General features: G+C 71.3%; 15 protein-coding genes. 9 read left to right on the forward strand and 6 right to left on the reverse strand.

What is annotated here, in order from left to right:
- Positions 1-205: 205 nt before the first annotated feature.
- From AOK24_RS01570 to AOK24_RS01585, 4 genes are all read right to left on the reverse strand, one after another.
- A complete protein-coding gene (locus AOK24_RS01570; RefSeq protein ID WP_420876644.1) occupies positions 206-1,474 on the reverse strand; it encodes an alpha-L-fucosidase in 1,269 nt (422 codons plus the stop codon).
- 58 nt (positions 1,475-1,532) lie between these two features.
- Positions 1,533-4,577 (reverse strand): alpha-mannosidase, encoded by a 3,045-nt coding sequence (locus tag AOK24_RS01575; protein ID WP_055718222.1) that lies wholly within the window; start codon positions 4,575-4,577, stop codon positions 1,533-1,535.
- Between the two features lie 70 nt (positions 4,578-4,647).
- Entirely contained in the window at positions 4,648-5,985 is a 1,338-nt protein-coding gene (locus tag AOK24_RS01580) for a 6-phospho-beta-glucosidase (protein WP_055718223.1), read from the reverse strand.
- Positions 5,982-6,746, reverse strand: coding sequence for a DeoR/GlpR family DNA-binding transcription regulator (locus AOK24_RS01585; protein WP_055718224.1), 765 nt, complete (start codon positions 6,744-6,746; stop codon positions 5,982-5,984). The genes AOK24_RS01580 and AOK24_RS01585 overlap by 4 nt, the downstream gene beginning before the upstream one ends.
- A gap of 141 nt (positions 6,747-6,887) precedes the next feature.
- Between AOK24_RS01585 and AOK24_RS01590 the strand changes: the two genes are divergently transcribed.
- The 9 genes from AOK24_RS01590 to AOK24_RS01630 all read left to right on the forward strand — a co-directional run bounded on the left by AOK24_RS01590 (position 6,888) and on the right by AOK24_RS01630 (position 19,524).
- A complete protein-coding gene (locus tag AOK24_RS01590; protein ID WP_055718225.1) occupies positions 6,888-7,913 on the forward strand; it encodes a carbohydrate kinase family protein in 1,026 nt (341 codons plus the stop codon).
- 101 nt (positions 7,914-8,014) lie between these two features.
- Positions 8,015-9,301, forward strand: a complete 1,287-nt coding sequence (locus tag AOK24_RS01595) for an extracellular solute-binding protein (protein ID WP_055718226.1) — start codon at positions 8,015-8,017, stop codon at positions 9,299-9,301.
- Entirely contained in the window at positions 9,301-10,254 is a 954-nt protein-coding gene (locus tag AOK24_RS01600; protein ID WP_055718227.1) for a carbohydrate ABC transporter permease, read from the forward strand. The genes AOK24_RS01595 and AOK24_RS01600 overlap by 1 nt, the downstream gene beginning before the upstream one ends.
- Positions 10,255-10,266: 12 nt before the next feature.
- On the forward strand, positions 10,267-11,103 hold the full coding sequence (locus AOK24_RS01605; protein WP_055718228.1) for a carbohydrate ABC transporter permease: 837 nt from the start codon (positions 10,267-10,269) through the stop codon (positions 11,101-11,103).
- On the forward strand, positions 11,103-14,018 hold the full coding sequence (locus AOK24_RS01610) for a glycoside hydrolase family 2 TIM barrel-domain containing protein (RefSeq protein WP_055718229.1): 2,916 nt from the start codon (positions 11,103-11,105) through the stop codon (positions 14,016-14,018). Before AOK24_RS01605 ends, AOK24_RS01610 begins: the two co-directional genes overlap by 1 nt.
- A gap of 37 nt (positions 14,019-14,055) precedes the next feature.
- A complete protein-coding gene (locus AOK24_RS01615; RefSeq protein ID WP_055718230.1) occupies positions 14,056-15,921 on the forward strand; it encodes a LamG-like jellyroll fold domain-containing protein in 1,866 nt (621 codons plus the stop codon).
- A gap of 35 nt (positions 15,922-15,956) precedes the next feature.
- Positions 15,957-17,642 (forward strand): PHP domain-containing protein, encoded by a 1,686-nt coding sequence (locus tag AOK24_RS01620; RefSeq protein ID WP_055718231.1) that lies wholly within the window; start codon positions 15,957-15,959, stop codon positions 17,640-17,642.
- Between the two features lie 29 nt (positions 17,643-17,671).
- A complete protein-coding gene (locus AOK24_RS01625) occupies positions 17,672-18,493 on the forward strand; it encodes a PaaX family transcriptional regulator (protein ID WP_240001647.1) in 822 nt (273 codons plus the stop codon).
- A gap of 137 nt (positions 18,494-18,630) precedes the next feature.
- Positions 18,631-19,524 (forward strand): alpha/beta fold hydrolase, encoded by an 894-nt coding sequence (locus AOK24_RS01630; protein ID WP_055718232.1) that lies wholly within the window; start codon positions 18,631-18,633, stop codon positions 19,522-19,524.
- Between the two features lie 7 nt (positions 19,525-19,531).
- On the opposite strand, the gene fxsT is transcribed toward AOK24_RS01630, so the two are convergent.
- Both fxsT and AOK24_RS01640 read right to left on the reverse strand, forming a co-directional pair.
- Entirely contained in the window at positions 19,532-23,584 is a 4,053-nt protein-coding gene (gene fxsT, locus AOK24_RS01635) for an FxSxx-COOH system tetratricopeptide repeat protein (protein WP_063799370.1), read from the reverse strand.
- Positions 23,581-25,110, reverse strand: coding sequence for a TIR-like protein FxsC (locus AOK24_RS01640; protein WP_079056621.1), 1,530 nt, complete (start codon positions 25,108-25,110; stop codon positions 23,581-23,583). The genes fxsT and AOK24_RS01640 overlap by 4 nt, the downstream gene beginning before the upstream one ends.
- Between the last annotated feature and the right edge of the window lie 132 nt (positions 25,111-25,242).

Below are 25,242 nucleotides of genomic sequence, written 5' to 3' on the forward strand. Positions count from 1 at the left end.
CTTACTCATGTGGGCGCAAGGGGCTCGACGGGGGAAGCGCCGACGTTCAGGGGAAGCACCACCAGGGGGAGCACCACGGGGGAGCACCACAAGCTCCATGGACCTCACGGGGGACCGAACGGGGTACGGGAGGTCCGTGGAGCGATCGGGGGATCGGGTCGGTCGGCCGCTGTCACGGGGAGCGACCGACCGACCCGAACGACGTTCAGAACCGGCCCGCTCCCCGGTACAGCTCCAGCTCACCCTCCAACTCGACGGCCAGGACAGTCGCGTACGGATCGAGATCCGCTGCCTCCGGCCGGTCGATCCACAGGACGCCCACCGCGTCGTGCAGCCCCCCGACCACCCGGTGCCCCAGTTCCTTGCCCGAGCCCACGACCCGTACGCTCCGGACGCCGGTGGCCAGCCCCCGGACGCCGATCTCCGCGCGGGGCGCGTCGAAGAGGACGAGGTAGAGGGTGCGCCGGTCGGCGGAGAGGGTGCTCGGGCCGTAGTGGTGCCCGGCGGGGAGCCCGCGCACGGTCCCGTACACCGCCTCCTCGTGCCGGCGGATCCACTCCCCCAGCCCTTCGAGGCGCTCGGCCTGCGGTGCGGGGATCGTGCCGTCCTCCATCGGGCCGACGTCCAGGAGCAGGTTGCCGCCCCCGCCGATGGTCTCCGTGAAGTAACGGATCAGCTGGGCGAGGGACTTGTGGTTGTGGTCGTGGTGCTGGTAGCCCCACGAGTCGTTGATCGTGAGGCACAGCTCCCACGGCCCGTCCGGCGGCACGATGGGGGCGCCCTGCTCGGGCGTCGCGTAGTCGCCCTCGCTGAGCATGCGGGCGTTGAAGACGACGTCCGGCACGTAGGAGCGGATGAGCGCGGCGAGTTCGGGGATGCGCCACTGCTCCTCGCTGCGGTCCCACTCGCCGTCGAACCACATCAGGTCGGGGCGGAAGCGGGACGCCAACTCCCTGATCTGGCCGTCCCGGTAGGCGATGAAGCGGTCCCAGGCCGCCAGGTCCTCGTCCTCGGCGGCGCATTCGGAGTACCGGTTGTCCTCCTGCTCCGGCGGGCGGCCCGGCTTGCGGGTGGACGCGTAGTCGGGGTGGCTCCAGTCGGAGTGCGAGTAGTAGAAGCCGACCTTGAGGTCCTTCTCCCGCAGCGCGTCGGCGTATCCGGTGAGGAAGTCCCGGTCCAGGCCCAGGTGTTTGTGCTCGGTGTCCCACATCGCGACGCCGTCGTGGTGCCGGGTGGTGAGGACGGCGTACCTGGCCCCGGCGCGCGCGAAGAGGTCGGCCCAGGCGCGGGGATCGTACTTGGAGGCGGTGAACCGGTCGAGCTGGGAGACGTACCGGTCGTAGGGGACGATGTCGTCGTAGAAGGACCAGGACTCCGGGACGCCGTCCACGGCGTAGATGCCCCAGTGGACGAAGATCCCCAACTTGGCGTCGGTGAACCAGGGTTGCATGGGCACGGCTGAACTCCTCGACAGGTCGGGGGACTTGCCAGCGAAAGGGGACGGGCACCGCCGAGTGCCCGTCCCTCAGGGGTCAGGCCCGCCGCAGGCGCAGCGTCAGGATCTGGAACGGCCGCAGCGCGACCGCCACCGACCCGTCGGCCGCCAACTCGGCGTCCTCGGAGGGCCGTTCGAGCAGGTCCGTGATCTGCGCGCCGGTGATCGCCACCGACGTGCGCAGCGTCCCGGTCGCCCGGCCGCCGCTCGACTCGTAGAGCCGGACGACGAGGTCGCCCGAGCCGTCGTCGGCGAGCTTGACCGCCTCGACGGTCACGCCCTCGCCGTCCACGGAGACGACCGGTTCGGCCGCGCCCGTCGACTCGGCGAGGCGCAGCGGCAGGTTGAGGGAGTAGCCCTCGGCGACCGCGTCGGCGATGCTCGCGCCGGGCAGCAGGGAGTAGGTGAAGCGGTGGCGCCCCTGGTCCGCGCCGGGGTCGGGGATGCGCGGGGCGCGCACCAGGCTGAGGCGGACGGTGGTCGTGGTGCCGCCGTCCTCGCGGACCGTGCGGGACACGTCGTGGCCGTACGTCGAGTCGTTGAGCACGGCGACGCCGTAGCCCGGTTCGGCGACGTGGACCCAGCGGTGGCCGGAGACCTCGAAGCGGGCCGACTCCCACGAGGTGTTGGTGTGGGTGGGGCGCTGGATGTGGCCGAAGGCGATCTCGGCGGAGGAGTGCGGGGCGCGGATGTCGATGGGGAACGCGGCCTTGAGGATCTTCTCGGCCTCGTGCCAGTCGATGTCCGTCTCGACGTCGATGCGGGAGCTGCCCGCGCGGACGGTGACCGTCTGCACGATCGTGGAGCCCTTGCCGAAGGACCGCTCGATGCGCACGGCGCCGATCAGCGGGTCCGCCTCGACGACGGTCACCGAGTCCGCGTCGAGCAGGTCGGTGTACCGGTTCTTGTAGTGCTTGTCGATGTCCCAGGCGTCCCAGTAGTTGGGCAGGTCGGTGTGCAGGCGCAGCAGGTTGCCGGGTTCGGCGAGGACTTCGCGGCCGGCGCGCAGGTCCCGTACCGAGGACAGCGTGCCGTCCTCAGCGAACTCGACCCGGACCAGGCCGTTGTCGAGGGTCAGCCCGTCCACCGTCACCGGCTGCGGCGCCACGGCGTCGGTCAGTACCGCGCTGCCGCTGCCCGGGACCTCGACGTAGGCGCGGGTGCCGTCGGGGGTGCGGACGACCTCGGCGCGGTCGTAGGGGCTGGTGTTGAAGACGCGCAGGCCGCCGTGGCCGAGGGCGTCGATCGCCTCGGCGGTCAGCTCCTCCAGTTCCTCGGCGACGCGGGCGTACTCGGCCTCGGCCTCGCGGTGCACCCAGGCGATGGAGGAGCCGGGCAGGATGTCGTGGAACTGGTGGAGCAGGACCGTCTTCCAGAGGCGGTCGAGCTTCTCGTACGGGTAGGTGTAGCCCGGCGCGTGCAGCGCGGCGGTCGTCGCCCACAGCTCGGCCTCGCGCAGCTTGTGTTCGCTGCGGCGGTTGCCCTGCTTGGTGCGGGCCTGCGAGGTGTAGGTGGCGCGGTGCAACTCCAGGTAGAGCTCGCCGACCCAGACGGGGGCGTCGGGGTACTCGGCGCGGGCCTTGGCGAAGAACTCGTCGGGGTGCTCGATCTCGACCTTGGCGGAGCCTTCCAGGTCCCGCAGGCGCCGCGCCCGTTCCATGATCTCGCGGGTGGGGCCGCCGCCGCCGTCGCCCCAGCCGAACGGCGCGAGGGAGCGGTTGGCGTTGCCCTTCTCGCGGTACTGGCGGACCGCGCGGGACATCTCCTCGCCGCTGAAGCGGGCGTTGTAGGTGTCGACGGGCGGGAAGTGGGTGAAGATGCGGGTGCCGTCGATGCCCTCCCACCAGAAGGTGTGGTGGGGGAAGGTGTTGGTCTGGTTCCAGGAGATCTTCTGGGTGAGGAACCACTCGTTGCCGGCGAGCTTGGCGAGCTGCGGGTAGGCGGCGGTGTAGCCGAAGGAGTCGGGGAGCCAGACGCCCTTGGTCTCGATGCCGAAGTGCTCGATGAAGAACCGCTTGCCGTGGATGAGCTGGCGGGCGACGGCCTCGCCGCCGGGCAGGTTGCCGTCCGCCTCGACCCACATGCCGCCGACGGGCGCCCACTGGCCCTTCTTCACGGACTCCTGGATGCGGGCCCACACCTTGGGGTAGTTGTCGCGCACCCACTCGTACTGCTGGGCCTGCGAGCAGGCGAACACGAACTCCTCGTACTCGTCCGCGAGGGAGGTGACGTTGGAGAAGGTGCGGGACGTCTTGCGCTTCGTCTCGCGGATCGGCCACAGCCAGGCGGAGTCGATGTGGGCGTGGCCGACGCCCGAGATGATGTGCGCCGAGGCGTTGGCGGGCTTGGCGAGGACCGGTGCCAGGATCGCGCGCACCTCGGAGGCCGACCCCGGCACGTCGTCCAGGTCGAGCGCGTCCATGGCCCGGTCGAGCGCGTGCATGATCTCGTGGCGGCGCGGCTCGTGCTCACTCAGCTCGACCATCAGCTCGCGCAGGACCTGCACGTCGAGGTCGAGGTGCCAGACCTCCTCGTCGAGGACGGCGAGGTTGGCGTGCCGGAAGGTGTAGAGCGGCTTGTCGCCGGCGGTGAGGATGTCGCCCATCGGCGTGATCTTGGAGAAGTTCTCGGCAAGGATGTCCGGGTTGGACGCGGCCTCGACGAGGTAGTCGATCTCCTCGCCGCCGACGGCGGGGTTGGCGACGGGGACGTACTGGTTGAGGGGGTTGACGGCCTTCAGCGGGGTGCCGTCCACGGTGTGGACGAGGGCCTCGGCCTGGTTGCCGGGCCAGTCGCCGACGAAGCCGAGGTCGATGACCGACTCGACGCGGCGGCCCGCCCACTCGGCGGGGACCGTGCCGCGCATCCGGAACCAGGTGGTGCCCCACGGCGGGCCCCACGGGGTGCCCATCTCGAACGGCTCGTAAACAGCCCCGGTGGCCTCCTCGAAGGACACCGGCTCTCCCGGGGCCTGCCAGGCTTCCACCGCGAAGGGGACGGTCGCGGCGTAGATCGCGGGCTTGATGCGCTGGGTGTGGAGGCGCTCTACGCGCTCCTCGATCCGCTGGCGTTCGTCATGCATGAGAGGTCTCCAGGGAGAGATACCGGACCAAACCGCAGAAAGCGCTCTCTAGTCGCTTTCCGCCGGGAGCTTACTTGAGGTAGTCGAGACCCGGGTGGACGGCCGTGTAGCCCTCCACCAGCCTGCGGGCGACGTTCACCGAGTCGACCAGCGGGTGCAGCGCGAACGCCTTCACCGCGGTCGTGCGGGAACCGGACTCGGCGGCGGCCAGCACCTCGCGCTCGACGGCCTTGACCGCGCTGACCAGGCCGACCGCGTGGCCGGGCAGGGGTGCGACGGCGACCGGGTGGGCGCCGTTGGCGTCGACCAGGCAGGGCACCTCGATGACCGCGTCCGTGTCGAGCACGGAGAGGGTGTGGCGGTTGCGGACGTTGAGGATGAGGGTGGTGCGCTCGTCGCGGGCGATGGCCCGCATCAGGGCGAGGGCGACCTTCTCGTAGCCGCCGGAGAGGTCGTCCTCGTCGCGCTCGCCCGCCCCGGCCGTCTCGCGGTTCTCGGCCATGTACGTCGCCTCGCGCTCGGCGCGGGTGCGGTTCCAGGCGTCCAGCGCGTGCGCGCCGGGGGCGGCGACCTCGTCGTAGAAGCGGGCCTGCTGGTCGCGCAGGAAGGCGCCGCGGGTCTTCTCGGCCTCCTGGTAGGAGCGGACGGCCTCGCGGTTGAAGTAGTAGTAGTGGAGGTACTCGTTGGGGATCGCGCCGAGGGACTTGAGCCAGTCGGTGCCGAAGAGCTTGCCCTCCTCGAAGGAGCCGAGCAGGTCGGGGTCGGCGAGGAGGCGGGGCAGCTCGTCGCGTCCGGCGATCTTCAGGCCGCGCACCCAGCCGAGGTGGTTGAGGCCGACGTAGTCGATGTAGGCGTCGTTCGGGTTCGCGCCCAGCACGCGGGCGATGCGGCGGCCGAGGCCCACCGGGGAGTCGCAGATGCCGATGACGCGGTCGCCGAGGTGGCGGGACATGGCCTCGGTGACCAGGCCCGCCGGGTTGGTGAAGTTGATGACCCAGGCGTCCGGGGCGAGCCGGGCGACGCGCCGGGCGATGTCGACGGCCACCGGGACCGTGCGCAGCCCGTAGGCGATGCCGCCCGCGCCGACCGTCTCCTGGCCGAGGACGCCCTGGTCGAGGGCGACCTTCTCGTCGTTGGCGCGGCCTTCGAGGCCGCCGACGCGGATCGCGGAGAAGACGAAGTCGGCGCCGGTCAGGGCGTCGTCGAGGTTCGTGGTGGCGGTCACCACGGGCGCGTCCGGCACGGAACGGGCCTGTTCGGCGAGGACTCGTGTCACCGCCCCGAGCCGTCCCGCGTCCAGGTCGTGCAGGACGACCTCGGTCACCCGGCCCTCGCCGCGGTCGCCGAGGAGCGCGCCGTACACGAGCGGCACCCGGAATCCGCCGCCGCCCAGAATCGTCAGCTTCACACTTGACCCTTTCCTGCCACGATCACCTCGGCGCCCGCCTCTCCCAGGGAGGAGCGGGTCACCGGGTCGACCGGGGCGTTCGTCACCACCACGTCCAGCTCTTCTGGACCACAGACCTTCGCCATGCCCGTGCCCGGGAACTTGGCCCGGTCGGCGAGGAGGACGACCTTGTCGCTCGCCTTGATCATCGCGCGTTTGACCGGCACCTCGACGACGGTCGTGTCCATCACCTGTCCGCCGGGGCGCACTCCGCTGGTGCCGAGGAAGAGCCAGTCGGCGTGGAGCTGGCGGAGGTTGTCCTCGGTGAGGAAGCCGACCAGGGAGCGGTAGTCGCGGCGGACGACGCCGCCGAGGAGGACCAGCTCGATGCCCTCGTCGTCGGCCAGTTCCTCGTAGACGACGAGGTTGCTGGTGATGACGGTGAGGCGGCGGCCGTGCAGCTGCCGGGCGAGCCGGTAGGCGGTGGTGCCGATGTCGAGCAGCACCGACTGTCCGTTGGTGATCATCGCCGCCGCGCGGGCGGCTATCGCGTCCTTCTCGGCGACGCGGACCCCGGCGACCTCGGCGAAGGGCTGGTCGCCCTCCTCGGCGACCGCGCCGCCGTGGACGCGGGTCAGCAGCCCGTCCTCCTCCAGCTTGACCAGGTCGCGCCGGATCGTGGCGGGGCTGACGCCGAGCTGCTCGGAGAGGTCGGTGACGGCTGCGGGGCCGCCGGAGCGCAGGGCCCGGAGGATGAGTTGATGTCGTCGTTCTGCCAGCACGACACGAACACTACTCGTCATCTTCAATCAAATCCATGCTCATTTCTGCTCGACTATTGACCAGGTCTGCAAGAGAGCGCACGATTCCGTGCACCGAATGTGAACAGTTCTGAAGAACGTTCCGACGAGAGGCGCCACCCCGTGGACGACACCCCCCGGACTCCCGATGTCCTGCTGACCGGGCTGCTCTTCTACGACCTCGTCCTCACGGGCCTCGGCAAGCCGCCCACGCCCGGCGAGGAGGTCTGGACGGCCGGCATGGGCTGCGGCCCCGGCGGCATCGCGAACCTCGCGGTGGCCGCCTCCCGCTTCGGCCTGCGCACCCAGCTCGCGACGGTCTTCGGCGACGACTTCTACGGCGCGTACTGCCAGGAGGTCATCGCCGGACAGGAGGGCGTGGACCTCACCCTGTCCCGGGTCGCGAAGGCCTGGCCGACCCCGGTGACGGTGGCCCTCGCCCACGGCGACGACCGCGCCCTCGTCACGCACGGCCAGGAGCCCCCGTACTCGCAGGACGAGCTGATGGCCGACCCGCCCGCCGCGCGCACCGCCCTGGTGCACCTGGAGGCCGAGCCGCGCGCGTGGATCGCCAAGGCTGCCGCGAACGGCACCCGGGTGTACGCGGACGTCGGCTGGGACCCGACCCAGGAGTGGTCGCGGGACCTGCTGGACCAGCTCTCGCTGTGCCACGCGTTCCTGCCGAACGAGACCGAGGCGATGGCCTACACCCGCACGGACAGCGCGGTCGCGGCGCTCGGCACGCTCACCGAGCTGGTGCCGGTGGCGGTCGTCACGCGCGGCGGCGACGGCGCGGTCGCGGTGGACCAGACGACCGGCGAGTACGCCGAGGTCCCGGCGCTCCCGGTGGACGTACTGGACGCGACGGGCGCCGGTGACGTGTTCGGCGCGAGCTTCGTCGCGGCCTCGCTCGGCGGGTGGCCGCTGGAGGAGCGCCTCAAGTTCGCGGTGCTGGCCGCGGGGCTGTCCGTACAGCACCACGGCGGCGCGCTCGCGGCGCCGGGCTGGTACGGGGTGGACCGCTGGTGGCGGTCGGTGACCGACCCCGAACTGCGGCGCGCGTACGGCTTCCTGACGGACCGTCTGCCCGCCGACCCGGGGCGGCCGGTGCGGTACGCGCCGGTGACGCCCCCGGCGCGGGCCACCTGACAGACCGTCACATCGCTTCCGGCGAACCCCCTTTAGCCCCCCCTGGAAAAGACCCCCACTCCCGAGTAGTCCAGTAAAGATCCCGAAAGGCGGTGGGAGCTGTGCGGCTCTCACGAAGAGGCCTGCTGCGCGCGGGCCTTGCCACCGGCGCCGCCGGCGCGCTCGGCGGCCTGGCGTCCGCGTGCGCGGTACCGGCCGGTTCGACCGGCGACAACATGGTGCTGTGGTACTGGAACGGCGGCCTGAGCGACACCGTCGTGAAGAACGCCAAGAAGCGCTACGGCCCCTCGGTCGACCTGAAGGCGATCCAGATCGGCGGCTACTACCGCTCGAAGCTGATCACCACGATGGCCGGGCGCGCCCACATCCCCGACATCGCGGGCCTCAAGGGCGAGGACATGGCGTCCTACCTGCCGAACGCGGACCAGTTCGTGGACCTGCGCACGCTCGGCGCCGACAAGCTGAAGAGCCAGTACCTGTCGTGGAAGTGGGACCAGGGGGTCGCCGACGACGGGACGATGGTCGGCTTCCCGATCGACTGCGGTCCGGTCGCGCACTACTACCAGCCGGCCGTGTTCGCGAAAGCGGGCCTGCCGTCCGAACCTGCGGACGTGTCACGGGAGATCGCGACCTGGGAGCAGTTCTTCGCGGCCGGCGAGCAGCTGAAGAAGCGCATCCCGGGCACCTACCTGCTGACCGACATCACCAGCGTCTTCACGATGTCGATGAACCAGGGCACGAAGCAGTACGTCGACAAGGACCGGCACTTCATCGGCGACGAGGACCACGTGCGTACGGCGTGGGCGCGGGCGGTGGAGGCGAAGAAGCGCGGGATCGTCTCCAGCATCGTCAGCGGCACGCCGGACGCGCTGTCGGCACAGGAGGACGGCAAGCTGCCGTCGAACCTCAACGCGTCCTGGTCGACGAGCGACCTCAAGCAGGGCGTCCCGAAGACGGCCGGCAAGTGGCGGGTGGCGAACTGTCCGGGCGGGCCCTCGAACATCGGGGGTTCGTTCCTGGCGATCACCAAGGAGTGCCGGGAGCCGGAGAAGGCGTTCGAGATCATCACCTGGCTGCTGAACGCCGACAACCAGGCGCAGGGGTTCGTGGACGCGGGGCTGTTCCCGTCGACCCCGGCGTCGTACGGCATGAAGAAGCTGACCGAGCCCGACCCGTTCTTCGGCGGGCAGGTGACCATGGACGTCTTCGGGCCCGCCGCGCAGAAGATCCCGGTCGCCTACAACAGCCCGTTCGACATCGCGCTGGGCCAGCCCCTGAAGGACGAGATCAAGAACGTCGGCGTCCTCGGCAAGAACCCCGAGCAGGCCTGGAAGGACGCCATGAGCAAGTGCCGCCGGATCGCAGGGCACCTGGGGGTGAGCTACTGATGGCCACCGCCCTGGAGAAGCCTCCCGTGATCGGGAGAACCGCGCCGTCGCAGCCGAAGAAGGGCTGGCGCAAGTACTGGCATCTGTACGCCGCGATCTCCCCCTTCTATCTGCTGTTCCTCGGCTTCGGCCTGATCCCCGTCGGGTTCTCGCTGTACGTGTCGTTCCACCGCTGGGACGGGCTCGGGTCGATGGAGTGGGCCGGGCTCGCGCAGTACCGGTACCTGATCTCCGACACGGACTTCTGGAACTCCATCGGCAACACGGTCATCATCTGGGCGCTCGCGACGTTCCCGATGATCTTCCTGGCGATGGTGACGGCCGTGATGCTGAACTCGGCCGTGCGGTTCAAGAACGTGTACCGGTTCGCGTACTTCCTGCCGAACGTGACCTCGGTGGTCGCGGTCGCGATCATCTTCGGGTCGGTGTTCTCCACCAACTTCGGCCTGATGAACGCCCTGTTGCAGGCGGTGGGGCTCGATCAGGTGGCGTGGCTGAACACGCCGTGGGGGATCAAGGTCGCGATCGCGACGCTGATGACCTGGCAGTGGACCGGCTACAACGCGATCATCTTCCTCGCCGGGCTCCAGACGATCCCGGGTGAGCTGTACGAGGCGGCGAAGGTCGACGGGGCGAACCCGTTCCAGACGTTCTTCCGGATCACGCTGCCGATGATGCGTCCGGTGCTGCTGTTCGTGCTGGTCGTCTCGACGGTGACCGGGCTCCAGTCGTTCTCGGAGCCGCAGGTGTTGCTCCAGTCGTCCGCCAACGACTCGACGTACGCGGGCGGTCCGGGGCACTCGGGCCAGACGATGGTCCTCTACTTCTTCCAGCAGACCTTCGACAACAACGACTTCGGCTACGGCGCCGCCGTGGCGTGGGGGATCTTCCTCGTCGTCATCCTCTTCTCCATCGTCAACTGGCGCCTGGTGCAGCGCCGGGGCGAAGACTAGGAGCCGCGCGCCATGTCTTCCATCAAGGGCTCCCGCAGGCGCGGTATCGCGCTGCACGCCGTCCTGGTCGTCGGGCTGCTGCTGTCGGCGTTCCCGTTCTACTGGGCCGTCATCATGTCGACCCACACCTCGTCGGAGATCTTCTCCTACCCGCCGAAGCTGCTGCCGGGCTCGCACTTCGGGGAGAACGTCCGCAATCTCTTCGACGCGATCGACTTCTTCGGGTCGATGGGGAACTCGCTGCTGGTCGCGACGAGCGTGACCGTGCTGGTGCTGTTCTTCGACTCGCTGGCCGCGTTCGTCTTCGCGAAGTTCCACTTCCCGGGCCGCAGGCTGCTGTTCGCGCTGCTGATGGTCATCTTCATGGTCCCGGCGCAGCTCGCGGCGATCCCGCAGTTCGTGATCATGGCGAAGCTGGGCTGGATCGGGTCGATGACGTCGCTGATCGTCCCGGCGGCGGCGAACGCGTTCGGCATCTTCTGGATGCGCCAGTACATGCAGGGCGCGATCCACGACGAGCTGCTGGACGCCTCGCGCATCGACGGCGCGAACTTCCTGCGCCAGTACTGGCACGTCGCGCTGCCGGTGGTGCGTCCCGGGCTCGCGTTCCTCGGGATCTTCACGTTCATGGGCCAGTGGAACGACTACGCCTGGCCGCTGATCGCGCTGACCAACCCGGACAACGTGACCCTCCAGGTGGCGCTGTCCCAGCTCAACGGCACGCACGGCACCACCGACTACGGCATGGTCATGACCGGCGCGCTGCTCGCGCTCGTCCCGCTGCTGATCGTCTTCGCGATCGGCGCCCGCCAGATCATCGGAGACCTCGCGAAGGGGGCCATCAAGTGATGGACCCGCTGTCCGCGCTCCGCCCCTGGGAGTCACCCGAGGTGACCTCCTGGGGGCGGCTGCCCATGTCCGCCGTGGACCGCCGGGCGGGCGCCCTCTCCCTCGACGGGGAATGGCGCTTCCAGCTCCTGCCCGCGCCGGACGCGGCGCTCGGCGGCGCCTGGTCCTCGCAGACCCTGCCGGGCGCCTGGACGATGCAGAACACCGACGACCTGCCGGTCTACCTCAACGTCCGGATGCCGTTCGGGGACGTCCCGCCGTCCGTGCCCGCCGCCAACCCGACGGGCGTGTACGAGCGGGCCGTGGACGTTCCGGCCGAGTGGACCGGCCGGCGGATCGTCCTCCAGGTCGGTGCCGCCGAGAGCGTGCTCCTCGTCCACGTGGACGGCCGCCCGGTCGGCGTCTCGAAGGACTCGCACCTCGCGGCCGACTTCGACATCACCCGGTTCGCGCGCCCCGGCGAGCGGGTCCTGGTCCGCCTCACGGTCGTCAAATGGTCGGATGTCTCGCACATCGAGGACCAGGACCAGTGGTGGCACGCGGGCATCACCCGGTCCGTCCTCCTCTACGCCACCGACCCCCTGCACCTCGCCGACGTCGACGTGCGCGCCCGTGCCGACGGGGCGCTGCGCGTCGACTGCAAGGTGCGGGACGCCGGCGGCGAGCTGCCCGAGGGCTGGTACGTCACCGGCGAGCTGAACGGCGCCCTCCTCACCCAGGACGCCGAACTCGACCGGTTCAACGAGGAGGACGGCCGCGTCTCCGGCTTCCTCGGCGAGGTCCGCCTGAACCACCAGGTCACCGGCGTCCGGCCGTGGACCGCCGAGACGCCGTTCCTGTACGACCTCGCCGTCCGCCTGCACCGCGCCGACGGCTCGGTCGCCGACGTCTCCCGGCAGCGGGTGGGGTTCCGGGACGTCACGATCGTGGGCCGGGATCTGCTGGTCAACGGCGTGCGGGTGTTCCTGCGCGGGGTGAACCGGCACGACTTCCACCCGCTGACGGGCCGGACGGTGTCGTACGAGGACATGCGCGCCGACCTCGCCCTGCTGAAGCGGTTCAACTTCAACGCCGTCCGCACCTCGCACTATCCGAACGACCCCGCGTTCTACGACCTCGCCGACGAACTCGGCGTCTATGTGGTCGACGAGGCGAACATCGAGTCGCACGACCACGCGCACGAGATCGCCGACGACCCGCGCTACCTGGGCGCCTTCGTGGACCGGGTCTCGCGGATGGTGCTGCGGGACAAGAACCACCCCTCAGTGATCGTCTGGTCGCTGGGCAACGAGTCGGACTACGGGGCGAACCACGACGCGGCGGCCGGCTGGGTGCGCCGGCACGACCCGACTCGACCGGTTCAGTACGAGGGCGCCGCGAAGCTCGACTGGGCGGCCCGCTCGGACGCCTCGGACATCGCCTGCCCGATGTACGCCTCGCTGGACGACGTGGTCGCGCACGCCCGCTCGGGGACCCAGACCAAGCCGCTGATCTGGTGCGAGTACTCGCACGCGATGGGCAACAGCAACGGCACGCTCGCGGACCACTGGGCCGCCATCGAGTCAACGCCTGGACTTCAGGGCGGGTTCATCTGGGAGTTCTGGGACCACGGAATCCTCCAACGTGTGAACGACGGACGACCGGCCGGGCGTGGGGGCGCCGGGCTCTACGAGAGCGGCGTCGCCGGACCCGGCCACCGCTGGGCGTACGGCGGTGACTTCGGCGAACCCGATCACGACGGCGCGTTCATCGCGGACGGCGTCGTCTTTCCCGACCGGACCCCGAAGCCGGTGATGTTCGAGCACCGGGAGATCGCGGCGCCGGTCCGGCTGGCCCTGGACGACGACGGCGATCTCGTGGTCTCCAACCACCAGCACTTCCGGGGCCTCGACTGGCTGGCCGCCGAGTGGCGGCTGTCGCTCGCCGACGGCACCGTTCTCACCGCCGTGGCAGAACTGCCGGAACTGGCGCCGGGTGACTCCGGCACCGTACCCGTGCCGTTCGCGCTGCCTCAGGACGGCGGCGAGGCGTGGCTGACCCTGCGGGTGACGACGGCGCAGGACCTGCCGTGGGCGCCGGCGGGGACGGAGGTCTGCGTGCCGCAGGTGCGGCTGCGGGAGCCCTCCCCCGCCGGGAAACCGGTGGCGAAGGGCCGCGTGGAGGTCGACGGCGACGGGCTGCTCGTCCACCCGCTGCTCACCTCGGCGCCGGTGCTCTCGCTGTGGCGGGCGCCCACCGACAACGACGAACTGGGCGGCATCGCGGCGCGCTGGCGGGCATGGGGGCTCGACCAGCTCGTGCGCGAGGTCGTCTCGGTGCAGCGGGACGGCGCGGCCGTCATCGTCGACGCCGAGTACGCGGGCGCGACGGGTGTCGTACGGCACCGGCAGATCCTCACGCCGGTCGAGGGCGGCATCCACGTCGACGAGTCGGCTCAGGTGCCGGAGGCGTTCCACGACGTGGCGCGCGTCGGCTCGGTCTTCGAGACGGTGCCCGGGCTCGACCTGCTGGAGTGGTTCGGGCAGGGCCCCTGGGAGTCGTACCCGGACCGCGCGGCCGGCGCCCCCGTCGGCCACCACGCGCGGCCTGTCGACGCGTTGTTCACGCCGTACCTGCGCCCGCAGGAGAGCGGCGGCCTGCACGGCGTACGGCGCTTCACCCTGTCCGCGCCGGACGCCACCGGGCTCGCCGTGACCCTGGACGCGCCGCGTCAGGTCTCCGTCACGCGCCACCGCGCGGGCGACCTGACGGCGGCGGCGCACCACGACGAGCTCGTGCCGCGCGCGGGCTGCGTGGTGCACGTCGACGCGGCGCACCGGGGGCTCGGCACGGCCTCGTGCGGGCCCGACACCTTCCCCTCCTATCTGGTCGCGACGGGCTGCCATCACTGGAGCTGGACCCTGCGCGTGCTGTAACACCCACCTCTCACTTCTGAGCACCACCGGAGCACCTGTGTGTACTTCGCATGCCCATGACTCTTCCGGCCAGGAGCCCTGCGAGGCTCCGCAGGCCGCTGCCGGACGGCGCGGCTTCCTGCGCGCGACGGCGCTGCTCGGCGCCGCCGCGACCGCCGGGGTGGCGCTGCCCGCCGGGACCGCCTCGGCCGCTGAAAAGTCGGCTTCTGAAAAGGTCCACTCCTCGTGGCGTCCCGACGCGAAGAGCCGTCGGTTCACGCTCGCCGTGATGCCCGACACGCAGTACCTCTTCGACGGCCCGAGCATCGACGCGAAGCCCGTCGAGGCGTCCCTCAAGTACCTGCTGGAGCACGGGAAGGACGAGAACATCGTCTTCCTGTCGCACCTGGGCGACCTGACGCAGAACGGGGCCGCCGCCGAGTTCTCCGCGATCGGCGAGGCGTTCAGGCTGCTGGACCGCAAGGGTGTCGGCTACAGCGTGCTGGCCGGGAACCACGACGTGAAGTCCTCGACGACCGACCAGCGCGGGGCCTCGCCCTATCTGGACGCGTTCGGGCCGAAGCGGTTCGCGGCCAAGCCGACGTTCGGCGGGGCGTCCCCGGACGGGTACAACACCTACCACCTGTTCCACGCCGGGGGCCGGCAGTGGCTGGTCCTCGCGCTGGACTGGCGGCTGTCCGACCAGGGGTACGCGTGGGCCAAGAGGGTCCTCGCGAAGCACCCGAAGACGCCGGTGATCCTCACGACGCACGAACTCGTCGTGGACGACGACCAGTTGTCGGACTACGGGCAGCAGTTGTGGGACCGGCTGGTCAAGGACCACGACCAGATCTTCCTGACGCTGAACGGGCACTACTGGCCGGCGGGGCGGGCGACGCGCAAGAACAGCGCGGGGAACGACGTCCACCTGCATCTGACGAACTACCAGAACCGGTACTTCGGCGGCGCGGCGATGATCCGGCTGTACCGCTTCGACCTCGACCGCAACGTCATCGACGTCGAGACGGTGTCGCCGTGGATCCTCGGGCGGGCGAAGAAGGGGCTCAACGAGTTCGAGCGGCAGGAGATCGAACTCAGCGGTGACGCCGACCGGTTCAGCGTCGACATCGACTTCGCGGCCCGCTTCGAGGGCTTCGCCCCGGTGCCGGTGCGGGCGGCGCGGCCCGCGTCGAAGATGCTGGTGCGGGGGACGGTCGCGTACTGGCGGTTCGACAAGGCGGTGAGCGGCACGGTCCGCGACCTGTCGGGGAAGGGCAACGACCTCACGCAGGTGAGCGTGGGCGGCGGCGCCCTCGGCTGGTCCGCCGACCACCACCCCGACCAGCCCGGGCACGGGAGCCTGGAGTTCCAGGGGTTCAAGTCGCCCCTGAAGGGCGCCTACTTGAAGACCGTGGACGCGGCGCCGATCAACAAGGCCGTGTTCAGGAACGGTTACACCATCGAGGCGTTCTACCGCCTGCCCGCCGACTGGGACCCGGCGCACCACGCCTGGTCGGGCATCGTCGGCCGGACCGGCACGGGCGGGGCCGCGCACAAGACCGGCGACGACCCGGACGAGCCGCTGGCCACGCTCTCGCTGTCCAACGACCGCGAGCCGCAGTGGGCGATGCGCCCGCTGAACCAGGAGGGCATCGCCACCAACTGGGGCCAGCAGACGCCGCTGGAGACCTGGTGGCACGTCGCCGTCGTCAACGACGGGAAGCACACGACGCTGTACGTCGACGGCTGCCCGGTCGTGCGCAACCCCAAGGCCGTCTCCACGGGGATCACCTCGGTCGGGCTGCCGTGGCTGCTCGGCGGCTACGAGTACGCCGGGAAGATCGACCAGATCCTGCACGCGCGCCTCGGTGATGTGCGGATCGTCGAACGGGCGCTGCCCGTCAGCCAGTTCATGAACCACTGACCGTCCCCGGAACGCCTTTCCCAGAAAGACCTGTCATGACCGAGCAACAGCTCCCCACCTGGGCCGACCCCTCCGTCGCGCCCGCCGACCTCGATCCGCAGGGCGTCTCCCGGCGTGGACTCCTGCGCAGCGCGGGCCTGTTCGGGGCGGCGTTCGCGCTGTCCCCGGCGCTGGCCTCCCCCGCGTCCGCCGCGCCGGCCGCAGGCAAGGGCCACGGCGGCTACGGGGGCGAGGACCCGCGCCTCGCCTACCTCGTCGGCGACCACCACATCCACTCCGTGTACAGCCACGACGCGAAGTACACGTTCTCCCAACTCGCCTCGAAGGCCGCCGAGTTCGGCCTCGACTGGATGGTGTTCACCGAGCACTCCAACTTCGGGCACGCCGACTTCGGCGCCGCCCTGGAGCACAAGGAGATCCTCAAGGCCCGCAAGGAGAACCCGCGCCAGCTCATCTTCCAGGGCCTGGAGTGGTACATCCCGGCCGCCGAGCACTGCACGGTGTTCACCCCGCCCGGCCCGAACGAGGTCGACGTCCTGACCCGGTTCGAGAGCGCCTTCGACGGCAAGCTCCTGAACTACACGGACGGCGCGCCCGGCAACGCCAACACCGCGCGCAACGAGGCCCACGCCGTCAAGGCGATCAAGTGGCTGGCGGAGCAGCGCCGCTGCGGTTACGTGGACGACGTCCTCGTGCTCGCCAACCACCCGATGCGCCTCGGCATCGACTCCCCGCACGAGCTGCGGGCCTGGCGCGACGCCGCCCCCGAGATCATGATCGGCATGGAGGGGGCGCCGGGTGCTCAGGGCGCGGCGATCCCCGGCTGGCGCGGGGCGAACTCGATCCGGGGCGAGTACGAGAACGCGCCGTCGGCGAACTCCTTCGCGGGGTACCCGAAGGAGGCGTACCTGACGTACGGCGGCTTCGACTGGGCGACGGCGACCGTCGGCGGGCTGTGGGACTCGATGCTGGCAGAAGGCGGCCTGTTCTCGATCACCAGCAACTCCGACGCGCACCGCATCGTCTTCGACACGTGGAAGAACGGCGACTGGCCGGCCGGGCAGAACTTCGACAACACCGGCAAGCTGCCCGACCCGGTCGACACGACGTCCCCGCAGCCGGGCAGCGACTTCTGGCCGGGCCAGTTCAGCCGTACGCACGTCGGTGTGACCCGCTACGGCTACCGCGCGGTCATGGCCGGTATGCGCGCGGGCCGCGTCTGGGCGGACCACGGCCACCTCCTCGACGGCCTTGAGGTACGCCTCAAGCGCCAGCACAGCCACGGCCGGGGCGTCACCCTCGGGGGCCGCCTGCGGGTCCGCAAGGGCGAGAAGCTGACCCTGGAGATCACGGTCACCACAGCCTCCCGCGTCAACCCCCACGGCATCCTCCCGAAGCTCGCCCACGTCGACGTCATCCGGGGCACGGTGACCGGCCCGGTCACCGACGCCGACACCTGGAAGGCCCCCGACACCAAGGTGGTCCGCACGAAGGACGTCTCCGGCCTCAAGGGCACCTACACCCTGCGCATCCCGGTCACCGTGGAGGACGACTCCTTCTACCTGCGCCTGCGCGGCAGCGACGGCAACCACCACGGCACCGGCTACCTCGGCGCCTCGGTCGACCCGCACGGCCCGGTCCCCCACGCCCCGGGCGACGGCGACCCGTGGACGGACACCTGGTTCTACGCGAACCCGATCTTCGTGGACGTAGTGCGCTGACCCGGACCACCCGGCGTACGGTTGGCCCTGTGACCACGGAAGAATCGGTGCGGCCCCAGTCCCTGATGCTCACGTTCCTGGGCGATCAGGTGCTGGGGCGCTCCGTCTGTGTGTACTCCGGCAGCGTGATCGACGTGTTCGCGCGGGCCGGGGTCGGGGAGCAGGCGACTCGGTCGACGCTGACCCGGATGGTGAACCGGGGGCTGCTGCGCAGGCAGCGGGAGGGGCGGCGGATGTACTTCGGGCTGACCGCGCACTCCGAGGCCGTACTCAGGGATGGCGAGCTGCGGGTGTGGCACACGGGCGCGGTGAACCGGCGGTGGGACGGTTCGTGGACGCTGCTCGGGTTCTCGCTGCCGGAGTCGTGGCAGCGGCAACGGCACGACCTGCGCTCGAAGCTGGCGTGGCACGGGTTCGGTCCGCTGTTCAGCGGGCTGTGGATCGCGCCGGGCGAGGTGGACGTCGCCGAGCTGGTCGAGGAGCTGGGGCTGTCGGCGCACGTGAAGGTGTTCCGCGCGCAGGCGGACGCGGGCACGGACATCACGGCGATGATCGAGGAGACCTGGGAGCTGGGCGAACTGGCGTCCCGGTACGCGGCGTTCCAGGAGCGCTGGCAGCGCTGGGAGGGTGAACTCCCGTCGGCGGAGGACGCGTTGGCGCGCCGTCTGCTGCTCCAGACGGACTGGCTGAACATCATCCGCCGCGACCCCCGCCTCCCCGTGCTCCACCTCCCGGCCGACTGGCCCGCGGACGGCGCGGAGAAGACGTTCCGGCGCGTCCACGAACGCCTCACGCCGCTCGCGGAGGAAGCGGCGGCCCGCCTCATCGACCTGGTACCGGCCCAGAGTTGAGGGTCGTTTCCCGGCCGCGATCCCACCCGAAAAGGCCAACACCCGCGCACACCCGGATGATCTGGGCCACCATGGGAGATGACCGCAGCGTGTACCGCAGTTGACGGGGGCTTCCTTTTCCGGAGAGAGGGCCGCGGATGCGTACCGAGGTGTTCACGGGGGACGGCAGGCGGCTGGCGGTGGAGATCGCGGGCGATCCGCGCGGCTTCCCGGTGTTCCTGCTGCACGGCACCCCCGGCAGCCGGATCGGCCCGGCGCCCCGCCCGATGCTGCTCTACCACCAGCGGGTCCGCCTGATCACCTACGACCGTCCGGGGTACGGCAGTTCGGACCGGCTGCCGGGCCGCTCGGTCGCCCATGTCGCCGACGACGTCGCCGCCATCGCGGACGCGCTCGGCGTGGAGCGCTTCGCCGTGGTCGGCCGCTCGGGCGGCGGCCCGCACGCGCTGGCCTGCGCGGCGCTGCTCGCGGGCCGGGTGACGCGCGTCGCGGTCCTGGTGAGCCTCGCCCCGCGCGACGCGGCGGGCCTGGACTGGTTCGCGGGGATGGCCGCGTCGAACGTCCACGAGTACGCGCAGGCCGTCGTCGGCCCCGACCGGCTCGCCGCGAGCCTGCGCGCCCGCTCGGTCGCGATCCGCGCCGACCCGCGCAAGCTGCTGTCCCAACTCCGGTGGGAGCTCACGGAGTCGGACCTCAGGGTGATCGCGGACGCCGGTATCCGCGGCATGCTGATCCGCAGTTACGCGGAGGCGCTCAGCGTCTCGGCGGACGGCTGGGTCGACGACGCGCTGTCGTTCTGCGCGCCGTGGGGTTTCGCCCTGGACGCGATCTCCGTACCGGTCCTGCTGTGGCACGGCGAGCAGGACGTGTTCGCGCCGGCCAGCCACACGCGGTGGCTGGCGGAGCACATCCCGGGCCGTACGGTCGTCGTGCATCCGAGGGCGGCGCACTTCGCGGCGCTGCGGGTGCTGCCGGACATCGTGACGTGGCTGTCGGGCGGCCCCAACCAGCTGGCGCCGTCCCAGACGTGACGGGCTGTCAGATGAGGGGCGGCTCCAGGTCCCGGTGGATGCGCTTGCCCTCGCGCACGCTCACCGTGTGCGGATGCCCCTCGCCGAGAAGCCGTTCCAGGTCGGCCTGGGCGCTCTCCTGCAACTGGTCCGCCTCCGGGATCCGCCGCAGCGCCCGCAGCGTGACGGACAGGTTGGCGCGGGAGACGATCGTGTCCGGGTGCTTGTAGCCGAGCGCCTTCTGGAACCCGGTGACGGCGAACCGCTCCAGCTCCTCCGAGCGGTGCAGCTCCTCCAGTTCGGCGAGGGTGTTGGCGAGGTTGACCGCGCAGGCCAGCACGTACGGGTGGGCGTCGCCGAGGACCTCGCGCAGGGTGGCGTAGTTGCCCTCCAGCAGCACCCGCGCGTCCTCCACGCGGCCCGAACCGCGCAGGAAGATCCCGCAGTTGTTGAGGGCGGCCAGCGTCGCGGGATGGCGCTCACCGGGCGCGACGCGGTACTGCCGGACGATGTCCTCGGTGAGGGCGAGCGCCTCCTCGCGGGCGCCGGTGGCGTACAGGTCGGTGGCGTAGTTGAGGGTGCAGTCCAGGACGTCGGGGGTGGTCGTGGGGGTCTCGCGCAGCCGGTAGTTCTCGCGGGTCTGGTGGGTGAGGGCGCGGGCCTCGTCGACGAGCCCGGCCTTGCGCAGCGACACGGCGAGGCTCTTGGCACAGCGCAGCGTCTCCGGGTACAGCTCGCCGAAGGTCTCGATGTAGGCCGCGTGGCTGCCGCGCAGCAGGGAGACCGAGGCGTCGTACTCGCCGGTCTCGCGCAGGTCGCGGCCGAGGTTGGTGACGCTGATCAGGGTGTGCGGGTGCTTGACGCCGAGGTCGTTGCGGCGCCGGTCGTAGATCTCCTGGTCGATGTCGCGGGCCTCGTTGTGGCGGCCGAGCAGGCGCAGGCACACGGCGCGGTTGTTGTTGGCGCTGAGGGTGCGCGGGTGGTCCTCGCCGAACGCCTCCTTGAAGCCGAGGTAGGCCTCGTCGGCCATCCGGAGGGCGTCGGCGAAGCGGCCGACGGAGCCGAGGTCGGTGGCGAGGCCGCTGGTGGTCATCAGGATGTGCGGGTGGTCGGGGGCGAGCAGGGAGCGCTGCTGGTCGCGGACGTCGGAGCCGAGCTGCTCGGCCTCCACGTACTTGCCGAAGGAGCGCAGGATGTTGACGATGTGGAAGCGCAGGTGGAGAAGCTGGATACGGAGGTTGGTGAGGTAGAGGCGCTCCCCGTCGAGGGTGCGCAGCGGCCGTCCGCCGGTCTGCGCGGGGAGGTGGGGCGGGTCCTCGGGTTCCGGGGAGAACGCGGCGATGCGCCGCCGGGAGTCGTCCAGCTTCTCCTCCCACAGGGCGCGCAGGTTCTCCGCGAAGGTGATGGCGGCGGGGAGTTCGCCGCGCTTCCACAGGTAGCGGACGCGGTCGATGAGGAGCTGACGGGTCTCGGGGTCGTCGCAGATGCTGGCCTCGGAGGCGTCGAGGTGGGGCCAGATCGCGGCGAACGTGGGCTGGTTCTCGGGGTCGTCGATGGGCTCCTCGCCCGAGGGGCGGGCCCCGGCGAGGATGCGGTGGACGACGTGCTGCGCCTCCAGCTGCTCGCGCTGCGTCAGCTGGGAGCGGATGACGGCCTGGACGAGCCGGTGCACCTGGATGGTGCTCTGCTGGGAGCGGTCCACCTTGGCGAGCGCGAACCGGCCGATCTCGCGGATGACCCGGCCGAGGACCATCTTCTCCTGGAGCGAGGGGTCCTCGGCGGCCAGCACGCGGATCATCTCGTCGCCGTACAGGAGCTTCATGGAGATCGGTTCGGCGGCGAAGAACGCGCAGAGTTGCAGCAGGCGTACGGCGGCCGGGGAGCGTTCCTTGAGGCGTTCGATGGAGACGTTCCAGGTGGCGGCGACGGGCTGCGGGTAGCCGGCGGGCTGGCTGAGGGACAGGACGTGCTCGGCCTGCCGGTCGAGTTCGAGGAGGTAGTCGTCGACGGGGGTGGCGGTCTCGGCGAGCCAGGCGCCGGCCTGTTCGAGCGCGAGGGGCAGGTCCCCGACGGCGGCGGCGACCCGGTCGGCGTCCTCGGCGCTGAGGTCGGGGGCGCGGCGCAGCAGGTGCTCGACGCTCTCCTCGCGCAGGAAGGGGTCGATCTCCAGGGCCTCGCCGTACTGGAGCCAGGTCTGGTTGCGGGAGGTGATCAGGACGTGCCCGCTGCCGCCGGGCAGCAGATGGCTGACCTCCTGGGGTTCGTCGGCGTTGTCGAAGACCAGCAGCCAGCGCAGCGAGGGCCCGGACTGCCGCAGGTGGTCGCGGACCTCCTGGGCGACCTGGGCGGCGTCCTCCCCGCCGCGCAGGCCGAGCCGGGGGGCGAGGTCGGCGAGCGCGGAGACCACGAACTCGCTGCGCTCGGAGGAGATCCACCAGACGAGGTCGTAGTCGGCGGCGAACCGGTGGACGTACTCCAGCGCGATCTGCGTCTTGCCGACGCCGCCGAGCCCGTACAGGGCGTAGGCGGCGCTGCGTCCGCCGGTGCCGCTCGCGCCGAGGAGGTCGCGCAGCTTCTCCAGGAGGGCGCTGCGGCCGGTGAAGGACGAGTTGCGGGGGCTCACGTTCCAGAAGCGGGGCTGGGTGTCGGGGAAGCGGGCGGCGGCCGTCGTGCCGGTGTCGTCGGCGAGGTCGGCGGGCAGCGGGGGCTTGCCGAGGGCGCGCAGCAGGGCCGTCGCCGCGTTCTTCTCGCTGGTGCGGACGAGGTCGACGCTGGGCCAGTCGGTGAACGCGGGCGCGGGCCGGATGTCCCCGACGCGCACGGCGAGGACCTGGCGGCGTCCGGTGGGGTCGTTGCCGGTGGCGGTCTCCCACACGTGGCGGGCGCGCGCGGAGCGCTGGTAGGCCGGGGAGAGGACGACGACGGTGCGGTCGGCGGGTTTGTCGGCGCCGTCGCCGTCGCCGCCCGCGTAGCGGGGGACGACCCGGAAGCCGGCGCGGGTGAGCAGGACGGTGATCCACTCCGCCCACATGCGGTCCTCGGACACGTAGCTGAGGTGCAGGTCGGCGGGGAGCGCGGCGCGAGTGCGGACGAACTTCCGTTTGACGCCGAGGCGTTGCTCCTCGTCCATACGGGGCAGGGCGGTGACGGCCTGCGCCGAGATCACGGCGGTGAGCCGTTCGAACGCGGCGAGCAGGGAGATCGGGTTGCCGGCCTCGTCGGCGAAGGTCGCGAGGGTCTCCTCGTACGCGTAGTACGGCCGGTAGGGGACCTCCACCGACAGCCAGTAGGTGGTGAGCTGATCGTCCGTCAGACCGGCGGGCCAGCCGTCGAACTTGGCGCGCGCGAGCATCCGTCCGGCGTCCGCCTTCTCCTTCTCGCCCTCGTCGATGCGCATCGGTACGGGCAGGATGCGGATGTTGCGGGGGCGGAACCGTTCGCCGATGTCGCGGGCGACGGACGCGGCGCCGTCGATGGACTGGTCGCTGAGGGTGAAGCAGTCCACGAGGACGTCGGGGAGGTGGGCGGTGCAGATGTCGGCGATGTCGGAGAGGCCGGTGCGGCTGTCGATGAGGATGTAGTCGTAGTGGGCGCGCATGTCGTCGCGCAGGGCGTCGAAGAAGAGGCCGCCGCCGAGCCGGTCGTAGAAGTTGTCCCAGTCGAAGGTGGCGACGATCGCGGAGTAGTCGCGGTTCTGGCGGCCTGCCGTGACCAGGTCGAGGGTGCCGGGCTCGGGGAAGGCCCAGTCGACGGAGACGGCGTGCCGCTGCACGCGCGCGTACTCGCGGTGCCAGTCGTCCGGGCGGCCCTCGCCGTCGTCGTCGGTGGCCGCCCACGCGTACTCGGTGAGCAGGTCGATCACGCCCGTCGTCGCGCCGACGGTGGCCGGGTCGAGGAAGGGGTGGAAGAAGCGGTGCAGGCCCGGCGCCTCCAGGTCCCAGTCCACGGCCAGGACGCGTTTGCCGTTGGCGGCGAGGATCCAGGCGACGTTGGCCAGCGCCATCGTCCGTCCGGTGCCGCCCTTGTACGAGTAGAACGTCACGATGCGGCCTGCGCGGCCACCCTGTTCGTCGAGGCTCATCGCGGTCCCTCCTCCTCGGCACGACGACGATCGGGCGCCGTCCAAGGGCTGCCCTGGTGACGCTGGTGGGCTGGGTGGTCCGGGGGCGGCTGGGGCTGGTGAGCCGGCGGCCGGCCGGCCGGCGGCTGGTCGCCCCGGGGCCGGTCGGCCAGCGGCTGGTTGCCCTGGGGCTGGTGGGGGCTGTGGCTGTCCGGTCGGCCCCGGCCCTCCTCCCAGCCCCGGCCCTCCTCCCGGCCCCGGCCCTGTGGCCGGCTCCGGTTTCCCTGCCGGCTCTTGTCTTCCTCGCGGCCCATGTCGCCCAGCCGGAAGCGGCGCGGGCCCTCGCCGGGCGGTGTGCGGGCGGGGGCGCGTCTGAGGTACTCGGTCGCCGCCCAGTGCACGACGCGCGGGAGCTGGCGGCTGAAGGTGGCCGGGTCGGGGCCGAGGACGGGCGGGCGGCCCGCCTGGCGCTGGCGGCGGGTGCGGCGCGGGAGCGCGGCCTCGACCTCGGCGGCGACGCTGCGGCCGTCCGCGTCGTCGTCGCGGTCGGCGCCGTTCCAGGGCACGACGACGCCGGTCGCGGGCCGGTCGGCGGCGTCGAACTCGCCCAGCCTGGCCCGGTGTTCGGGGTCGCGCAGCAGCCAGCGGTCCAGGAGCAGCACCTCGGGCCCGTCGGCCGGCCCGGCCCGGTGGTCGAACTCCCGTACGTCCGGCTGGAAGTCGAGCCGCTCGGCGATGTCGGACGCCAGCTTGCCGAGCGGGTACGGCGCTACGGGGTGGTAGGGCCGCCAGTCGAGGGGTGTGCGCCCGTAGTAGGCGGGGTCGCGGCCCTCGGGCAGGGTCGTGCGGGAGGCGGCGGCGACGCTGATGCGCAGGCGGCGCCGGGTGGTCGGCCGGGGCGGCGGCTCGGCGGGGCTCGGGTGTGCCGCGTGCGCGAACGCGTCCTGCGCGGCGTCCAGGCTGTCCCGGTCGCCGTCTCCGTGCGGGACGGCGGCGGCGTCCCCGGCCGCGACGATCCGCCGGGCGAGGGTGTGGACGTCCTTCTCGTAGTCGCTGCGGAACGACCGTAACTTGGCGAGCCCGTACAGCCCGAACTCCCGGTAGCGCTGGGTGTGTTCGTGCTCGGGGTGGGGGACGTCCCGGGTGCAGGGCGGCAGCCGGCGTTCGGGCACCGGCGCCCACAGCGCGGGCACCACCGCGCCGGGCATCGAGCCGGGCCTGCGGCCGAACACGGTCCACTCCCGCCCGCACCAGGGGCTGATGAAGTAGCGCGGCGAGTACAGCGGCACGAACACCCGGCACTGCGCGAGCGAGCGGGCGAGGTCGTCGCTCAGCGTCTCCCCCGCGCGCATCGACCGGTCCATGTACCCGGCGCCCGAGGCGGACACGGTCGTCAGGTTGAGGACGACGTCGCACAGGTCGCGGAAGAGCCGGTGCACCCACAGATCCGGGTCGGCCCGGTCGGATCCGCCGCGCGGCACATGGGCGTAGCTCAGGAAGAAGTACGGCCCGCCGGCCTCGCCCCCCACCGGTTCCGTAGGCTGCACACGCTCCCCCGATCCCCGTGCCCCACCCGGAAACTCAGTGTAGGGAGCAGGCCCCGTCTTGTGACGGGTCTGTGGAAACCCCGTGTGCGCGATTTCCGGCCAGCCACGTCCTCGCGTACGCGACGGCGGCGT

The organism is Streptomyces niveiscabiei (assembly GCF_001419795.1).
In the GTDB taxonomy this organism is placed as follows: Bacteria; Actinomycetota; Actinomycetes; order Streptomycetales; family Streptomycetaceae; genus Streptomyces; species Streptomyces niveiscabiei.

Bases quoted from the DNA above. Each gene is read 5' to 3' on its own strand.
- AOK24_RS01620 (WP_055718231.1), top strand. From the start codon at position 15,957: ATGACCGAGCAACAGCTCCCCACCTGGGCCGACCCCTCCGTCGCGCCC.
- AOK24_RS01575 (WP_055718222.1), bottom strand. From the start codon at position 4,577: ATGCATGACGAACGCCAGCGGATCGAGGAGCGCGTAGAGCGCCTCCAC.
- AOK24_RS01600 (WP_055718227.1), top strand. From the start codon at position 9,301: ATGGCCACCGCCCTGGAGAAGCCTCCCGTGATCGGGAGAACCGCGCCG.
- AOK24_RS01610 (WP_055718229.1), top strand. From the start codon at position 11,103: ATGGACCCGCTGTCCGCGCTCCGCCCCTGGGAGTCACCCGAGGTGACC.
- fxsT (WP_063799370.1), bottom strand. From the start codon at position 23,584: ATGAGCCTCGACGAACAGGGTGGCCGCGCAGGCCGCATCGTGACGTTC.
- AOK24_RS01605 (WP_055718228.1), top strand. From the start codon at position 10,267: ATGTCTTCCATCAAGGGCTCCCGCAGGCGCGGTATCGCGCTGCACGCC.
- AOK24_RS01630 (WP_055718232.1), top strand. From the start codon at position 18,631: ATGCGTACCGAGGTGTTCACGGGGGACGGCAGGCGGCTGGCGGTGGAG.